This is a genomic window from Paraglaciecola polaris LMG 21857 (assembly GCF_000315055.1).
Classification (GTDB): Bacteria; Pseudomonadota; Gammaproteobacteria; order Enterobacterales; family Alteromonadaceae; genus Paraglaciecola; species Paraglaciecola polaris.
In genome coordinates this window covers 83,427-100,666 of sequence record NZ_BAER01000045.1, presented here as the reverse complement: position 1 = coordinate 100,666, position 17,240 = coordinate 83,427, and the positions used below count along the sequence as shown (strand labels likewise).

The 17,240-nt window shown below is 45.9% G+C and carries 14 protein-coding genes; 9 read left to right on the top strand and 5 right to left on the bottom strand.

The window, feature by feature from the left end; translation table 11 throughout:
• Window positions 1-12: 12 nt before the first annotated feature.
• The 5 genes from priA (at window position 13) to GPLA_RS09990 (ending at window position 7,225) form a co-directional block, all read left to right on the top strand.
• Complete coding sequence (gene priA, locus GPLA_RS10010) at window positions 13-2,190, top strand: primosomal protein N' (protein WP_007104775.1); 2,178 nt, start codon at window positions 13-15, stop codon at window positions 2,188-2,190.
• A 144-nt stretch (window positions 2,191-2,334) separates the two neighbouring features.
• Complete coding sequence (locus GPLA_RS10005) at window positions 2,335-2,865, top strand: SPOR domain-containing protein (protein WP_007104774.1); 531 nt, start codon at window positions 2,335-2,337, stop codon at window positions 2,863-2,865.
• 195 nt (window positions 2,866-3,060) lie between these two features.
• Complete coding sequence (hslV, locus tag GPLA_RS10000; RefSeq protein WP_007104773.1) at window positions 3,061-3,585, top strand: ATP-dependent protease subunit HslV; 525 nt, start codon at window positions 3,061-3,063, stop codon at window positions 3,583-3,585.
• A 77-nt stretch (window positions 3,586-3,662) separates the two neighbouring features.
• Window positions 3,663-4,994: an HslU--HslV peptidase ATPase subunit gene (gene hslU / locus GPLA_RS09995; protein ID WP_007104772.1), complete on the top strand. Its 1,332-nt coding sequence runs from the start codon at window positions 3,663-3,665 to the stop codon at window positions 4,992-4,994.
• A 506-nt stretch (window positions 4,995-5,500) separates the two neighbouring features.
• Window positions 5,501-7,225 (top strand): CRTAC1 family protein, encoded by a 1,725-nt coding sequence (locus GPLA_RS09990; RefSeq protein ID WP_040514343.1) that lies wholly within the window; start codon window positions 5,501-5,503, stop codon window positions 7,223-7,225.
• Between the two features lie 14 nt (window positions 7,226-7,239).
• On the opposite strand, the gene GPLA_RS09985 is transcribed toward GPLA_RS09990, so the two are convergent.
• The 5 genes from GPLA_RS09985 to nhaA all read right to left on the bottom strand — a co-directional run bounded on the left by GPLA_RS09985 (window position 7,240) and on the right by nhaA (window position 11,909).
• On the bottom strand, window positions 7,240-8,373 hold the full coding sequence (locus tag GPLA_RS09985; RefSeq protein ID WP_007104769.1) for an EstA family serine hydrolase: 1,134 nt from the start codon (window positions 8,371-8,373) through the stop codon (window positions 7,240-7,242).
• Between the two features lie 160 nt (window positions 8,374-8,533).
• Window positions 8,534-9,520 carry a PA2778 family cysteine peptidase gene (locus GPLA_RS09980; protein WP_007104768.1) on the bottom strand — a complete coding sequence of 329 codons (987 nt, stop codon included), beginning with the start codon at window positions 9,518-9,520 and terminating at the stop codon, window positions 8,534-8,536.
• Between the two features lie 28 nt (window positions 9,521-9,548).
• Window positions 9,549-9,923: a PA2779 family protein gene (locus tag GPLA_RS09975; RefSeq protein ID WP_007104767.1), complete on the bottom strand. Its 375-nt coding sequence runs from the start codon at window positions 9,921-9,923 to the stop codon at window positions 9,549-9,551.
• A gap of 278 nt (window positions 9,924-10,201) precedes the next feature.
• Complete coding sequence (locus tag GPLA_RS09970) at window positions 10,202-10,681, bottom strand: hypothetical protein (RefSeq protein ID WP_007104766.1); 480 nt, start codon at window positions 10,679-10,681, stop codon at window positions 10,202-10,204.
• Between the two features lie 19 nt (window positions 10,682-10,700).
• Complete coding sequence (nhaA, locus tag GPLA_RS09965) at window positions 10,701-11,909, bottom strand: Na+/H+ antiporter NhaA (protein WP_007104765.1); 1,209 nt, start codon at window positions 11,907-11,909, stop codon at window positions 10,701-10,703.
• 135 nt (window positions 11,910-12,044) lie between these two features.
• On the opposite strand from nhaA, the gene GPLA_RS09960 reads away from it, so the two are divergent.
• From GPLA_RS09960 to GPLA_RS09945, 4 genes are all read left to right on the top strand, one after another.
• A complete protein-coding gene (locus tag GPLA_RS09960) occupies window positions 12,045-12,944 on the top strand; it encodes a LysR family transcriptional regulator (RefSeq protein WP_007104764.1) in 900 nt (299 codons plus the stop codon).
• Window positions 12,945-13,326: 382 nt separating this feature from the next.
• On the top strand, window positions 13,327-13,686 hold the full coding sequence (locus tag GPLA_RS09955) for a 3TM-type holin (protein ID WP_007104762.1): 360 nt from the start codon (window positions 13,327-13,329) through the stop codon (window positions 13,684-13,686).
• A 469-nt stretch (window positions 13,687-14,155) separates the two neighbouring features.
• A complete protein-coding gene (locus GPLA_RS09950; protein WP_007104760.1) occupies window positions 14,156-16,330 on the top strand; it encodes a glutamine synthetase III family protein in 2,175 nt (724 codons plus the stop codon).
• A gap of 208 nt (window positions 16,331-16,538) precedes the next feature.
• Window positions 16,539-17,108 (top strand): hypothetical protein, encoded by a 570-nt coding sequence (locus tag GPLA_RS09945; RefSeq protein ID WP_007104759.1) that lies wholly within the window; start codon window positions 16,539-16,541, stop codon window positions 17,106-17,108.
• The last annotated feature ends 132 nt before the right edge of the window (window positions 17,109-17,240 follow it).

Here is a 17,240-nt window from a genome sequence, read left to right as displayed (position 1 = left end):
GATTAGCCTGTTATGCCCATTATTCGCGTTGCCGTACCTGTTCCAAAGCGCCAGTTTTTTGAGTACCAACACACCAGCGCATTAGAACCCGGCATTCGTGTGCGTGTGCCATTTGGCCCACGCCAGTTAATTGGTGTGGTACTTGACACCACAGAGCAATCCCTGTGGCAAAGCGATAAGCTCAAAAGTATCAGTGAGGTGCTCGACGCCACTGGGGTTTTCAGCCCCATTCAGCTAAAACTGTGCCAGTGGCTCAGTCAATATTATCAACACCCTATTGGTGACGTGTTGCACAGCGCCATGCCAGTGTCTTTGCGCAAAGGTGGCTCTAGTCAGCCCAAACCTGTCAGCTACTTGCATGTAACAGATGCAGGACAACGGGCAACGCCTGAAAGCTTAGGTAAAGCTCGTAAACAACAGCAATTACTGGGTCAGTTACAGCAAAGTGAAGCGAGTTATTCAAGTATTCTCGCCCAATACGCTAGCACGACGGTCAAGGCCCTAATACAAAAAGACTTAATCACTCAAGTAGAACGGATCCCGTCATTAGACACAAACTGGCTGACACATTTAAACATTGGGGATAAACCCATCCCCAATGTCGAACAAGCGATAGCGATTAGCCAGATCACGAGTAAAATAGGTCAGTATGCGAGCTTTTTAATTGAAGGAGTCACGGGCAGCGGGAAAACAGAAGTGTACTTGCAAGCCATTGAAAGCGTGCTCACGCAAGGCAAACAAGTGCTCATTTTAGTACCTGAAATCGGTTTAACCCCGCAAACAGTCCAGCGCTTTGCTGAACGTTTTAACGTACCTGTAGGCATACTGCACTCAAATTTAACCGATAACGAACGGGTATTAGTTTGGCAACAAAGCAATGCCGGTCAGCTTCCGATCATTATTGGCACCCGTTCGGCTATTTTCACTCCCATGAGCAGGCCTGGTATGCTCATCGTTGATGAAGAGCACGATTCGTCGTATAAACAACAAGATGGCCTGCGTTATCACGCCCGAGATTTAGCTGTCATGCGCGCCGTTCAAGAGAATATCCCCTTAGTACTCGGCTCAGCGACCCCAGCCCTTGAATCGCTCAACAATGCTCTGAATGGCAAATACCAGCACCTCATTTTGAATGAGCGCGCAGGCAATGCTTCGCACCCAAAACAGCAAGTGTTGGATATCCGTAATCAACCCCTGGAATATGGACTGTCGAAAGGAATAATTGAACGTATTGGTCAGCACTTGGCCCAAGAAAGTCAGGTTATGCTGTTCATTAACCGCCGAGGTTACGCCCCAGCTTTAATGTGCCATACCTGTGGCCATGTGGAGCAGTGCCCAGGTTGTAACAAGCCCTACACCCTGCACAAGCAGCTATATAAATTACAATGTCATCACTGTGGCAGCGCCAAGGCTATTCCTAAACGCTGTCAAAGCTGCCATGGCACTGAGCTTGGTGCAATGGGCATAGGTACCGAACAACTAGAGCAAGGCTTGCAACAACTTTTTCCCCAATACACAAGTGTGCGTATCGACAGCGACAGCGCCAGAGGAAAAAACCGCCTCAACGACATGCTGGATAAAATTAATCGCAACGAGTACCAAATATTAATCGGCACGCAAATTTTATCTAAGGGTCATCATTTTCCCAATGTCACACTGGTGGTGATATTAGAAGTAGACGGTGCGCTTTTCAGCGCAGATTACCGTGCGGCAGAACATCTCGCTCAGCTCGTTACCCAATTAGCTGGGCGTGCTGGGCGCGCCGAAAAACCAGGCGAGATGTGGTTGCAAACCCATGACCCAAGCCACCCGTTACTGCAAGATTTACTCAACAACGGTTATTCTCATTTTGCGCGCTACGCCTTACTTGAACGTCAACACGCTATGCTGCCGCCCCATACATATCAAGCCTTGTTTAGAGCCCAGTCCAGCGATGCACGCTTAGCGAATCAACTGCTGATGGATATATCCAGTCAATTTAGTTACTCGAAACATGTTCAGTGCATAGGTCCTCTGCCCGCGTTAATGGAAAAACGCCAAGGAAAATTCCGCATGCAGTTAGTATTAATGAGCAATAATCGAGCAGCCTTACAGCATGCCTTAGCCCAAGCCATGCCCAATATAGAACAGCTGCCACTGGCCACTAAGGTACGCTGGGCGTTAGATGTAGACCCACAAGATTTCATGTAGCGTCAACGCTGTTTATTATTGGGTGAACAATACCTAGGTTGCGCACAAGATCTTATTTCGCCTTTAGGACAAATTGTGATTGAGGAATAAGCTGAGCAAGGTAAAATCCGCGACTCTTCTAGCCTTAGTATTCGGATGTTAAAGATGGCTCACAAAGATTATATTGCCCGAGGGCGTAACCCAAAAAAAGCGCCAGAGCCAGAAAAGCGCTCATTACCCTGGGTGCGTATCCTTGTCACCTTCGCCCTCGTTTTCGGTTTTGGTTACTTTTTATGGTCAATCAACAACAAGGCAGAAGCACCAGCCCATAAAAAAGCTAATATCCCAAAAGCTCAAGTTGATCCCCTACCTGACGCGCCAAAAGAAGAGTGGGAATTCATCAAAACCCTACCTGAATATAGTGTTGAGGTAGAAATTGAGGAACGGGAAGCATCGGATAAACGCTACTTGATGCAGTGCGGTTCATTTCGAAAACAAAACCAAGCGGAAGAACTGAAAGCCCGTATTGCATTTCAGGGATTCGAAGCCCAAGTGCGCCCCAGTGAAGGCAGTTCAGGACGTTGGTACCGTGTCATCATCGGCCCTTACGAGAGCAAACGCTTAGCGGAAAAGCAGCGCCACACATTACAACGAGCAAAAATCAACGGCTGCAAAATCTGGTTGTGGAATTTATAACCACAACATTGCACTTTGCGGGATACATTATCGATGAAGGGCAGTCAATAGACTGCCCTTTTTAGTTTATTCCGTTTGTATTTTCACAGCGCACCGTTACTTGAAAATTTATGATTCCTCCCCACATCTAACTCAATTGTTGCAATGGCCTTTCTATTTAAGGGTGTATTGCTGTTAACCCATTGAGGAATTCCTGTGACTACAATTGTATCTGTACGTCGCGGTAACCAAGTTGTTATCGCTGGCGATGGCCAAGTCTCACTTGGCAACACCGTAATGAAAGGCAACGCTAAAAAGGTACGCCGCCTATATAACAACAAAGTACTTGCAGGTTTTGCTGGCGGTACTGCTGACGCCTTCACGTTATTCGAGCGCTTCGAGTCAAAACTAGAAATTCATCAAGGTAACCTTACTCGGGCCGCTGTTGAGCTAGCCAAAGACTGGCGAACCGATCGCATGTTGCGCAAACTTGAAGCTTTACTCGCCGTTGCAGACGAGACGGCATCTTTCATCATCACAGGTAACGGCGATGTTGTGCAGCCAGAAAATGACTTGATCGCTATCGGCTCAGGTGGCCCTTTCGCCCAAGCTGCCGCAAGTGCTTTGCTGGAGAACACTGAGTTATCCGCTGAAGAAATTGCTCAAAAGGCCTTGACCATAGCTGGGGATATCTGTGTATTCACCAACCATAGTCACACGGTAGAAAAAATCGACTACTAACGCAGCGTGCAATCCAAAACGTTGCTACTAGGCCGCTAATACGGCTGTTTAAGACCAAATACTATAAGGGTTAAATTATGTCAGAAATGACCCCAAGAGAAATCGTCCACGAGTTGGATCGCCATATCATCGGCCAAAAAAATGCAAAACGCGCCGTATCAGTTGCCTTGCGTAATCGCTGGCGTCGTATGCAATTAAGCGGTGATTTACGCCAAGAAGTCACGCCAAAGAACATCTTGATGATCGGCCCAACAGGCGTAGGTAAAACTGAAATCGCTCGTCGTCTGGCAAAATTGGCCAATGCGCCTTTTATCAAAGTAGAAGCGACCAAATTCACTGAAGTAGGCTACGTCGGTAAAGAAGTGGAAACCATCATTCGCGACTTAGCTGACATAGCGGTGAAAATGGCGAAAGAGCAAGAAACTAAAAAAGTTAAATATCGCGCTGAAGAAGCCGCTGAAGAACGTATTTTAGATGTGCTGCTTCCTCCTGCTGAAAATCAGTGGGGCGAAAAAGAAAAGAACGAAGATAAAGGTACGCGCCAGACCTTCCGTAAAAAATTGCGTGAAGGCCAGCTCGATGACAAAGAAATTGAAATCGATGTAGCTATGCCCCAAGTAGGTGTTGAAATCATGGCTCCTCCGGGCATGGAAGAAATGACCAATCAACTTCAGGGTATGTTCCAGAATTTATCTGGCTCACAAAAGAAAAAGAAAAAACTTAAAATTAAAGAAGCTTTCAAGTTCTTAATCGAAGAAGAAGCGGCACGTCTGGTTAATCAAGAAGACTTAAAGGCTAATGCGATTGAGTCACTTGAGCAAAACGGCATCGTATTTATCGATGAAATCGATAAAATTTGTAAACGTGAAGGTTCCACCAGCGGCGGCGACGTCTCTCGTGAAGGCGTTCAACGTGATTTATTGCCGTTGGTAGAAGGGTCTACCGTTTCCACGAAACACGGTATGGTCAAGACTGATCACATCCTGTTTATTGCCTCAGGTGCTTTTCAGATGGTCAAGCCTTCTGATTTAATCCCAGAGTTGCAAGGTCGCTTGCCGATCCGAGTTGAACTTGAAGCGCTAACCGCCCATGACTTCGTGCGTATTTTAACCGAGCCAAACGCCTCTCTGACAGAGCAGTATATCGCTTTGCTTAAAACCGAAGGTGTCGATGTAGACTTTACCGAAGACGGCATCGAACGTATTGCCCAAGCGGCTTGGCAGGTTAATGAGCGTACAGAGAATATCGGTGCTCGGCGCTTACACACCGTAATGGAGCGTCTAATGGAAGACATTTCATTTGATGCATCTGAAAAAAGCGGCGAGCAACTCACTGTTGATGCCAAATACGTAAATGATCATCTAGAAATGCTGGTTGAGAACGAAGACCTAAGCCGCTTTATCTTATAGTCGGCTAATCAATCTAACCACAGAAAGGAAAGGGCGACGTCATTCAACTGATTTCGCTCTTTTTTTATACGTGTAATAAAACGACTACCCTCTCGGTTTACTCTCTAGGTTATCCCTCTCTATTGGGCTAAAAATATATTTTTATAATCACCTATAAACATCACATCTTTATATTAATACTTTCAATGTTGTTTTTTTGGTAATTATAGTGTCATCTTTACGTCAACGTTGATGACGTGCTTGGCGTAGCAGTGCTATTCCTGCTTGCAAAAAGCCTACCCACAACAAACACGAATTTATCGATACAACAAAGAGACAGTATCAATATGAGAAACACGACCAGCACCCGAAGACTGCTCAGCCCGTCAGTTAAATATTGCGACCTTGGCCGTTGTGCTGTGTTTTTCCAGTGGCATGACCGGCTGTCAAAGCGCACACGGTAAAACCGCTACTTTGTTTAGTGAAATAGACGTGGTCATTCTATTTGAAGATTTGCCCAGAAGAAAATGGGACAACGTGGTGATTGCCGATCTGGAGCAAAATGGTTTCAAGATCTCGTGATCACTGAGCATGGCAACCACGTCAGAGTATTGTGGAATGACGATGGACAATATTCAGCGCCGCAAAATATTACCACGGGAGATATGCATGGGCTGTCTGTAGCCGACTATGACAACGATGGACGCATGGATCTCATTATGGCTCAAGGAGGCGGTGACGGTAAAAATCCTCGCCGGCCACTGCACTTTCAAATCAACAAAGACCGCACATTTGACCAAGGCCAATCCCTTAACTACTTCCAACCTGGGCGTGGCAGAGCAATCAAGTTTATTGATCCAGACGAAGATGGGAACCTCGACTTACTGTTGACAGGCTTCCCTTTAAAAAGCCAGCCAGAAGGGGCTAACCATTTATATCGCAATGCGGGCAGCGGACGTTTTGATTTTGTTGGTAACTTACCTCAAGCCCAGTGGTTGGGCTATCGAACGTTGCTGACTGATTTTAACAATGATTTCGACAGTGACATACTGTTCTTTGGCGGCAAAGACATTGCAGTCCTAAAAGGCCAAGATGGCTTGGCTTATCAAGAAGTCAGCCAGCAGATATTAGGCGCCTTGGCTAACACCAGTGATGTGAGCAGCATGTCAGAAATCGATTTCGATAATGACGGGGATTTTGATTTATTCTTGACCCGGTCGGAAGCGCAATTCGACATCGAAAGTTACTATGATCCCGCCCACCAGCGTTTTGCCTTTTTAACCTTCCGTAAAGATTTTCTATTCGAGGATCTGAAAATATCAGGCGATCTTCGAATAGAAAACTTGCAGCAAACTTACCCGAATTTTGATGTTTTTGTTGGCGCGGATAAACGCAAACTCACCTTAGAAGGTGACCGTCATGGTGGTAAGAATATGACCATTAATAAAGACCAGGCTAAGGGCTGCCCGACCGGTGAAACCAAAGGAGGCCTTTATATAGGCTACTTGGGCAATGATATGTGGCGTATTGGGGGTCAGTCTCATTCCCGCTTGGCGGGGGTTATTGACAATGTGGTGTCCACACCCAGCATTGAACCTCAACGGGATCTACCCGCACTGTTACTCGAGAACCGTGATGGTGTTTTTGTTGATGTGACCCACGAACTTGGATTGCATATGGATCAACAAACCACCAGCGCTGCAGTGGGGGATTTCAACAACGATGGCTGGGCAGATCTAGCGGTTTTGAAATACGGTGATATGGCCGCAAAAACCAAGCAAATTGTTTACTTGAATCAACAAGGTAAAGGTTTTTTACCAGTGGCTAGACACGGCATTTTGTCAGAAGATCTTGGCACCACAGGGGGCTCTATAGAGGCGTTTGACTACGACTTAGACGGTGTTTTAGACCTTGTTTATTCTGACGAGCGCGGCAAGTGGCACTTAATGAGAAACAACACAGTTAATACCGAGCACAGCCATTTTAACATTGTGAAGGTCGGTCGCTCACCCACTGGCAAAGCGAGCCCACAAGGAGCTGTAATGACGGTACAGGCCTGCACGCACTTGTATAAACGTAGAATAGGTTCAAGCTCAGCTGCCTTTTCTCAAAGTATGAACACCAATTTACACTTAGGATTAGGCACCTGCGAGAAAATAGACACCGCGACTGTGCGCTGGAGTAACGGCGAGGTAGAGAAATTAGCTCCCCCTCAGGTGGATACCATAACAAACGCGGGCCTAAGACCTTAGTCGACTTCAGATAGTTAGTTGCTATTTAGACTGGCGTAAACTTGGGTAAGTAGGCTTTGGCTGCGCGCGTCACCGACCAGATCCGGGCTCATTTGGTTGCACACGTAACCCATAGATAAGCGGTTTACCGGATCATGACAACCAAACGAGCCTCCCCAACCACTGTGACCAAAGGTACTGGGTTCATGACCGTATGTGTTGACCAATCCATTGACGACTAACCCCATCGCCCAATGTACTGGCAAGCCAATCAAGTCATCAACCCGAGTACTTTGCACGCCCGTAGTTTGCTTTAACGTTTCCTCGGAGAGCAATCCCGACTGGGGGCTATAAAGTTCGTAGAGACTGGCGATAGCCTCGGCACTACCGTGACCATTAACAGCAGGTAACTCAGCACTGCGCGTTTGACTATTCAGCATAAAATCTGCACGCAGTGGGGGGTTGGTCATGCCTAGCAATGCGTAGGGTGCCAGATCTTTTGGCATAAACGGGGCCCGGGTAGGTGAAAGTAAATCAGCCACTCTGTCATGCTCGCTTTTGGGCAAACCAATGTGAAAATCGATGCCATTTGCTAGACAAATTTCATGTTTTAAATACTCACCTATGGTCATCCCAGTGACCCGGCGGACGATTTCCCCGACCAAAAAACCAAAGGTAACAGCCTGATAGCAGGTACGTGTACCAGCAGCGAAAAACGCTGGCTGCGCGGCCAACTTCGCGCAACATGCATCCCAATCAAGTAATTCCTCAACCTTCATGGGTGCTTGAAATGCATTTAAACCGGCTTGATGAGAGAGTATGTGTGCCACAGTGATATCTTGCTTGCCATTTGCCGCAAATTCAGGCCAATACTTGGTCACGAGATCTGGGTAATCTAGCCGCCCGTGCTGCACCAAATGTGCAACGCACAGTGCAGCCACTCCTTTAGTGGTGGAGAATACATTGATGAGCGTGTCATGTTGCCAAGGCTCTTGAGCAGCGTTGCGCGTACCTGCATACACGTCAACCACGCGTTGCCCCTGATAGAATAGGGTAAATGCCGCACCTTGTTCTGGAACTGGGCATTGAGGCTCAAAATTGGCCTTGAACGCAGTCACTACTGAATTAAATTCAGGCTCCCAAGTACCATGAATTTCGATAATAGACATAGACAACTCCCACTGTAATAGCAATTACCTGTGGGTAATTAGCATGCACTTTTATCTGTTTTAACACGGATAAAAGCCCATGTAATATCAGCGTTTTTTATGCCTATCCATTAGTATTTCCCCATCCGCTGAGATCCTTAATAGGAATTAGCACTTACCCTTAGCGGATCAAAGGACATTGTGTTGCGGCTGGCAGCTGTGCTGTTGCTGAGCCATCCGCCAGTGCGGAGATTTGCGCTTGGGTATCCAGCAAATTGGCATCATTTGGCTGATGAGCCAGGGCTTTGACCATCAACGTTTGCGCTTGAGTATCACAGCCTAATGTGGCCAATGTATAGGCGTAATTGTTCAAGTAAGGGACCTTTTCTTGAGCATGCTGATAGCCTTTTTGATACCAAAAGGCCGCTTGTTGTGGATCATCCACTAGATAGTCATTGCCGATTAGAAAATAACTTAACCAATAGTCTGGCCAGCTCTTTATGGCGGTTTGCAGCGCAACCCGCCCAGCCTCCTTCTGTCCTGTACTAAGTAAATCTTGAGCAGCTTGGGTGTAATCAAGGGGGGTGAATTGCTTGCTCATTTTCTCTGGTGGTACGGCAGCCAATAACCAATAGTCGCCCCGCGCCCATGTACGTTCGAACGTAGCAAAGTTAAGGGTATGTCGCTCGGTTTCTCCGGTGTGTAAAATAATTTCTTCGTGTTGCAGATCATAACCAATAACTAACGCGTAATGCCACATGGGTAACCAGGCGATAGACACGTTTTGCAAAACCACCACTGGAATATCATCACGAATTAACCCCAACAACTGTGGTAAATTGCCTTTTTGCGCATAACTCAGCAAACCCTGCTGACGGCTCGCCGAGACCATCTCCAGTTGCAAACTGCCTTCTAATTCAGGCACAAAAAGATTCGGCGCGATTGCTTGTGGGCTGGTATCCGCACCGTGGAAATTAAACACTTCAGCCAACGTGGTCGGGCCGCAATAAAATGCTTCCTGAGGATAAAAAGGCACATTCATTATTTCATGCTTAGGTGCAATGCTATTTTTAGCGGCTAATATTTGCTGGGTTTGCGGCGCACTTTGACAGGCACTTAAGATGCACAAAAGGCTGACAATAATGCCAGCCTTGAATTTATAAAACATAATTAGCTCGATACGTATTCTACCCGTACTAATTATTGATAGGGCGAATGAAGGGGTAAACGTCTGTGACACCAAGCAAATCAAGTAGTGCAACAACAACCAAAACAGTCACAATAGCACCGACTATGCCACCCGCGGGCATATTATTCATCTGCTCATTCAGGGCACTCAATTCGCTCTGTGTCATGTTATTAATGCGGGCTTTAGCATCCGCTGGGCTAACCCCTAGAGCTTCAAGCTGAGTGAGTACGTCTTGGCTATCCACCATACTCAATACCTGCTGCTTATTAAACTGATACTGAGCCTGGTTTAACACGTCATTGGAGCTGTATACTCCTGCAGAGGCCGTACCTAGGCTTAACGTTAACAATAATGCGCTAGTCAGTGTGATAAATTTAGTCATAGTGTTCTCTTTATAGGTTAGCCAGCGGTGATAAAACCTCTGGTATATATTTTAAATCATTTTATTTATGCGTAACCGGTAACTACAAATAGCATGCCATACTAAAACCACCCCACAAATAGAAAAAAATAATCATTTATAAACAATAACTTAAATAAAAACATAGACTTTATTCGCCACTGAAATATGTCGCAAATAAATAACAAAAAAGCAAAAAAAACCCAGTCATGTGTAATAACTTCCGACTCATGCTGTCCTACCCGATATTCCTTTTAGGATTACGTGCAAGGAAAGGCTTTTTTCACCGCGACATAAACTTCATTAGCCAAACCCGCCTGACCGCTGCGCTCTTTTGGTAACGCCTTTGCTACCGACACTACGGTCGCATAATCAATATCCGCTGTGGGCAAACAGAAATGTGCCAGGTAAGTATCTGCATCTGTTGCCCGTGAATTCCCCACCCGAGTACGAATAGCCCGCTGAGCAAAAGTCGATAGTGCATCGCCTTCTTCAAGGCCACGCATTATTTGTGAATCGGTTAGTACTGCGCCTTGCAGAAATCCATTAATGAACTGATAACACAAAGCCTGCTCATCGTCGCTAATAGTCGCTTGGTTAAGTGATAGCGTTTTAAGTGATTGGCAGCTTTGCCATATCGGTTGCGGTTGTGCCGCCACATTTGCCGAAAAGGTCAACATGCCAAGTAATGCTAAACAGATGTAACCAATTTTAGCCGCGCCGAAATTCATAATGTTCATCATCTCTCCTCACTTTCAGTTAATGTCCGGTTAGCGCTTCTCTTTCACCTGCGCTTTGCGCCGATTTAGCATTGCTTCTTGCCAACAAAGCAGCACCCAACACAGCGGAGACTAGCGATCCAATTAACACGCCCACCTTTACGCTGGTTTGGTAAGCCAAGCCTTGTTCTTCAAACGCTAAACTGCCGATAAATAAACTCATGGTAAAACCAATACCGCACAGCAAACTTACGCCGTACAATTGTATCCAGTTGGCGCCTTCGGGCAACTTGGCTAAACCAACTTTCACGGTTAACCAACACACACCAAAAATTCCCACTTGCTTACCGATAAACAGCCCAGCGGCGATCCCTAAGGTGATAGGATTCAGCAAGTCAGACAGACTCGCGCCAAATAACGACACACCAGCGTTAGCAAAAGCGAAAATGGGTAACACCACAAACCCGACCCAAGGATGCAACTTGTGCTCTAGATTAGGCAGCATGGGATGACCATCTTCGTTTTTAAGCCTAAGAGGAATAAACCAAGCCAAAGCGAACCCGGCCAACGTGGCATGTACCCCTGATTTGAGTACCGCAGCCCATACCACCACACCGATTAAGATATAGGCAGCTTGGCGACGTACATTGAAACGATTAAGCAAGAACAGCGCGAATAAACCGACACACGCAACAATCAGTGAAGTTGTAGACAGATCTTGCGAGTAGAACAAAGCAATAATCACGATGGCGCCAATGTCATCAAAGATTGCCACACTAAGTAGAAACAGCTTTAAACTTAACGGTAAAAATTTACCAAAAATGGTAAATACCCCTACAGCAAACGCAATATCAGTGGCAGAAGGGATCGCCCAGCCATTTACCGCAACAGGATCATCCATATTAAACCACACATAAATCAGTGCGGGAAAAACGATACCTGCCACGGCGGCAACAGCGGGTAAGGTGATTTGCGAGACAGACGATAGCTGTCCATCGAGAATTTCTCGTTTCACCTCAAGGCCAACCAAGAAAAAGAAAATAGCCATCAAGCCATCATTCACCCATAGCAGTAAAGGCTTAGCGATTTCAAACGCGCCAAAGCGGATACTCACCGGTATCTCGAGTAACCCATTGTAAAAACCAAACGCAGGCGAATTAGCCAAGATCATGGCAATAGCGGCGGCAATGACGAGCAGTACGCCACCAGCAGCTTCATGATGAATTAACTTATTTAAATAGGCTTGCACGATTTTTAACTTCCAATTGGTTCAGCTTGTAGGTTCCAGTCTATAGGTATACGCATAAGCTACAATTAGATATAGTCGTTTATTATTGCCTTTCAATCAGGTTTTTCCTGATATAAAGTAGAATAGGTCTCAGTCGTGAATCAATTAAATTATCAACATTTATATTATTTCTACGTTACCGCCAAAGAAGGCAGCATAGTTAAGGCGGCCCACCTTTTGCATCTCACGCCACAAACCATCAGCGAACAAATTCGCACTTTAGAAGCCTATTTTGGTTTTGACTTATTTGACCGCGTGGGCAAGCGTTTACAGTTAAATAGCCAAGGGCAACTCAGCTATAATTTTGCCAAAGACATTTTTAACCTCGGCAGTGAGTTGTTGCTATCGGTAAAAAACCAGAACCAAAATCAACAACGTGTATTGTCTGTCGGCGTCACAGATGTACTACCCAAAGTACTCGCATTTGACATGTTTCAGCGCTGCCTGATTCAACATCCAGACGTACGTCTAGTCTGTAAAGAAGGTGACTTACCTAACCTTTGTGCTGAATTGGCGATGAATAAAATTGATGGCATATTATCTGACCGACCATTACCACGTAATAGTCATATAAAAGCCTATAACCACCTGTTGCAACGCAGCGGCCTGAGCTTTTTTGTCGCTCAATCCTTAGCCCCTGAATACCTAAAGGACTTTCCGCAATGTTTAGACAACAAACCGTTTTTGCTGCCAGGCGACAATTCCGCGCAAAAATTATCCATACTTGCTTGGTTCGCTAAGCACAACATCAACCCTCAAATTGCCGCTGAATTTGAAGACGGCGCCTTGATGAAAATTTTCGCCCAGCGAGGCTATGGCGTATTCTGTTCCCCGACATCAGTAGAACGGGATATTGAAAAACAATACAAAGTGACGGTAATCGGCCGGACTAAAGCTTTGACCGAACGCCTATATCTCATTTCCCCCGAACGCACAGTCAGCAACCCATTACTCACCCCCCTACTATCTCAAATCGACGAATTGGCTCCTGCGTAACTAAAAGATCAGCACTCTGCATTTCGTTATCTCCGCAGATAAAACGTACGTTTTTCAAGCAAAATACCTAGCACAACTCGATAAACAGGCTATCAATTGAAGAGACATGAACGAATAGCACGAGGCACATTCATGAACGCTTGTTTTACCATAGCTGTACCTGCCCTCTGGCAAAAAATGGATTCCGCCAGGGACGACAGACCAATCATCATTAACGGGCCTAAATCATGTTAGGCCCGGTGAGTGCATACTTACTTAATGTACGTAACATGCCGACCATCACCGACGCGATAATTGGCCAGCTCACGAAAGGCATGATCATAGTCGCCACCCCAATGCATAGCTGCGTTAACACTCTATGAAGTCCATCAGGAGCATGTTCATGAACGTATTTTCATTTATCCGTAACTTGTTTGAAAACGCTATTAAATTAGTCGACGGGCTGTGCACCACCGACGAAGAACGACTACTACAAAGTCAAACTGCCATCATTACTGCTGAGTCAACAGGGCAATCTTGGATACAACGCAATTGGCGGCCTATCACCATGTTGACGTTTTTAGCCTTTTTCGTAATGGACAGCTTTGCTTGGTTGCCCACTCCGCTGGCAAAAGAGGCGTGGATATTACTGCAAATTGGCTTAGGCAGCTATGTGGCAGGTCTCTCCGCCGAAAAAATTACCCGGCAGCATTTACAAGCTAGACCCGCTGACGATAAAGGGACACAAACAGCCAAAGGCTAGCTCGTAGCGTCTAGCATATACTGCCAGGCTAAATAACCCTCGAATGCTGCAGTTGAGTGCTCTGATTACGTACCTTGCCGAGGTTCCTGTTCGCCTCCCTCGTATTCTGACCCAGCAGTAACTGAATGTTAGCCGTAAGCTTCAAGCACCAAAAAGGGGCGTCGCTACCTACCAATAACAACTTAGCACCAAAATAGCGCAGCAAGTTAGCAACTCAACCATAATGTTTCGCTTCGACGTATGCCCATAACATCATTAACCTTATTAACAAGATCCCCTATTTTTAAAGGCCCTAACGTAAATTTATGCACCACAAAAAAACATATTTACCTTATTCTGCGCGCGGCTGGTAAAAGCAGCTTTTTTTGGCGCACTTTTTGAATAGGTAAAAGTCTATCAATAGGACGCACTGCTCTGCCAGTAGTGTTTATTAGCTTACAAACCGTTATTTTACGCTTAAGGAAAACCTATGTCGGGTCACGCTTCACGCCTAAACGCTATTACACAGATCACCAATAGAGCACCAAAAGAGTGCAAAACACCGCAGCCTTTGACCGATATATGGGCAACAGATGTATTTGGCCTAGCAAAAATGGAAGAAGCTCTGTCTAAAAATGCGTTTAAGGCGATTAAAAATACCGTCACCACGGGTGCTCCGCTTGATCCTGCGACTGCGGACGTTGTAGCGTCAGCAATGAAGGTATGGGCGATCAGCAAAGGTGCAAAGTTCTTTTCGCACATATTCTACCCAATGACCAACATTACGGCAGAGAAGCATGACGGTTTTATTATTACCAATCCTGAGGGCGCGGCAATAACAGAATTTACTGGCAGCTTATTAATTAAAGGCGAACCTGACGGCTCATCGTTCCCTAACGGTAGCTTGCGTATGACCAATGCCGCCCGTGGTTACACCGCATGGGACCCCACTAGCCCCGCCTACATCATGCATACAGCAAACGGCGCGACTTTGATGATCCCGAGCGTATTTATCTCTTGGACGGGTGAAGCCCTGGATAAAAAAATCCCTTTGTTGCGCTCGAATGCCGCCATGGATACAGCCGCACGTAAAGTACTTAGCTTAATGGGCGAAGAAAAAATCGCACCGCTAAATGCCAGCTGTGGCGCAGAGCAAGAATACTTTTTAGTGGACGAGCACTTCGCTAATTTGCGTCCTGATTTGTTATTGGCTGGCCGCAGTTTATTCGGCGCACCGCCAGCGAAAGGTCAGCAGTTTGACGATCATTATTTTGGTGCTATACCGGCCCGGGTTCAGGTGTTTATGCAAGCATTTGAAGACAAATTATATCGCTTGGGTATTCCTGCCAAAACTCACCATAACGAAGTGGCACCAGGTCAGTTCGAAATCGCCCCTTATTTTGAATCGTCCAACGTGGCAGCCGATCATCAACAATTGATGATGACTTTGATGAAAAGTACTGCTAAAGAACATGGATTCTTATGTTTGTTACACGAAAAACCGTTCGCTGGCGTGAATGGTTCAGGCAAACACGTTAACTGGTCAGTGGGTAATGCCACTCAAGGAAACTTGCTTGACCCAGGCAGCACTCCCCATGACAACCTCAACTTCTTATTGTTCTGTGGTGCTGTTATCCGCGGCGTACATAAACATGGCGGCTTGCTACGTGCGGTCATTGCTTCTGCATCCAACGATCACCGCTTAGGCGCTAATGAAGCCCCCCCAGCTATTTTGTCTGTCTATTTAGGTGACCAATTAGAAAGCGTATTTAATGACATCAAAGCAGGCAAATTGCTTGAGAAAGCAAAAGGCGGTTTGATGGACTTAGGCTTGTCACAAATTCTTAAGTTTGAACGGGATCCCGGTGACCGTAACCGTACTTCACCTTTCGCATTTACCGGCAACCGTTTTGAATTCCGCGCAGTCGGTTCATCTCAGTCTGTTTCAGGTCCTTTGGTGGCAATGAATACCATGCTTGCTGATTCACTTAACTGGATTGCAGAAAAACTTGAAGCGGCATTAGCCAACGGGTCAGATAAGACTGCTGCGGTCATTGTAGTACTGAAAGAATTAATGGAACTGCACGGCAACGTCATTTTTGGCGGCGACGGTTATAGCGAAGCTTGGCACAAAGAAGCAGTGGAAGTCCGTGGTCTTAAAAACCTACCAACCAGTGCAGATGCCCTTCCTGAGTTTAAAGATCCCGCTGTGGTTGAGCTGTTTGTCAAAACGGGCGTGTTGTCAAAAGATGAATTACTCAGCCGCTTCGAAGTTTACGCAGAGCAATATATCTTGTCTCTTGAAGTGGAAGCCAAGCTGGTTATTGATATGGCAACCACGCAAATTTACCCTGCGGTTACCCAGCACCTAACCCATTTGGCCGATGTTAGCCAAACCTTAGCAGGTCTGAGCTTAACATTAGAGAATACCGACCTACCTGAGGCAGTAACTCACGCAAATGCCATGATGAGCGCCGTTAAAGAGCTTAAAGCCGCCTTAGAAACCCATGACTTCGAAAGCACCGAAACGCATATGAACTTCAGTGCAAAAACCTTGTGTCCACTGCTGCTAAAAGTACGTGATCATGCGGATACACTTGAAGCTTTGGTGGCGGATGATTTATGGCCGCTACCTAAGTATCAAGAAATGTTGTTTATTAAGTAATTCTCGCTACTAAGTTGCACTTTAAGCAAAGTAAAACGGATAAAAAGGCCGATATTATAAAAACAAAAAAGGAGCTTCGGCTCCTTTTTTGTTAATACCGCGAGCAAAAATCAGCAAATATTCGTACCTTGTCACATTCTTTCCCTTGTATTTATGTGATTCCCCCCTATTATAGCGTCACTTTCTTTGATGGATTGAATTGCTTTTTATGTGGGTTTGGCGCGCGTTTATCTTCAGCTTGGGTATTGCTCTTTTTGCAGCAACAACGACCCCTGCCCGCGCGACAGAACATCAACTTCAATTATCCAATCTGGCCTTGTACAGTCAAACTCAACTCCCGGATGACGTCGTTGAGCTTAATAGTGTCAAAGCCAACATCTCTTTTGAGCCATCGCCTGCTGCATTACTCACCGAGCGTGCATTATTTACACATAAAAGCGCGTCGAAAAAACAGTCTAGGGATCGAAACGAGCATTCAGAAAGTGACAGTAAAACATCGGCATATGAAGTCAGATTTAATCATAATGTCAGCTTGCCGCCGTTTGAGCGTCAAGCCGCCATTGCATTTGGCTCGGTGTTTCAAAGTGAACCCTTGTTTGTCTTGGTACATGAGTTTTTACCTGAAATTTTAGGCGTAAAATACTTTTTAGCACCGTTAGCAGTCAGCAATGCGATCCCCTGGTATTTACGACCAGACGCCCCAAACAGTCAAAGCAGACTAGCGGGCTGGAAAGATGGCAACACCCAATATACCGGTGCCCTAACCTACCTCAGTTAATACGTTCTCGCGCTAACAGCAGCGCAGCTTTTTAATCAGTACCTATGTACAGAATTTAATTTCGCAGCCGCGTAATACCGTGCCTGCGTTACCCATTTGGCGGTTGCATTTAGCCACAAGCCTTTTGGGTAG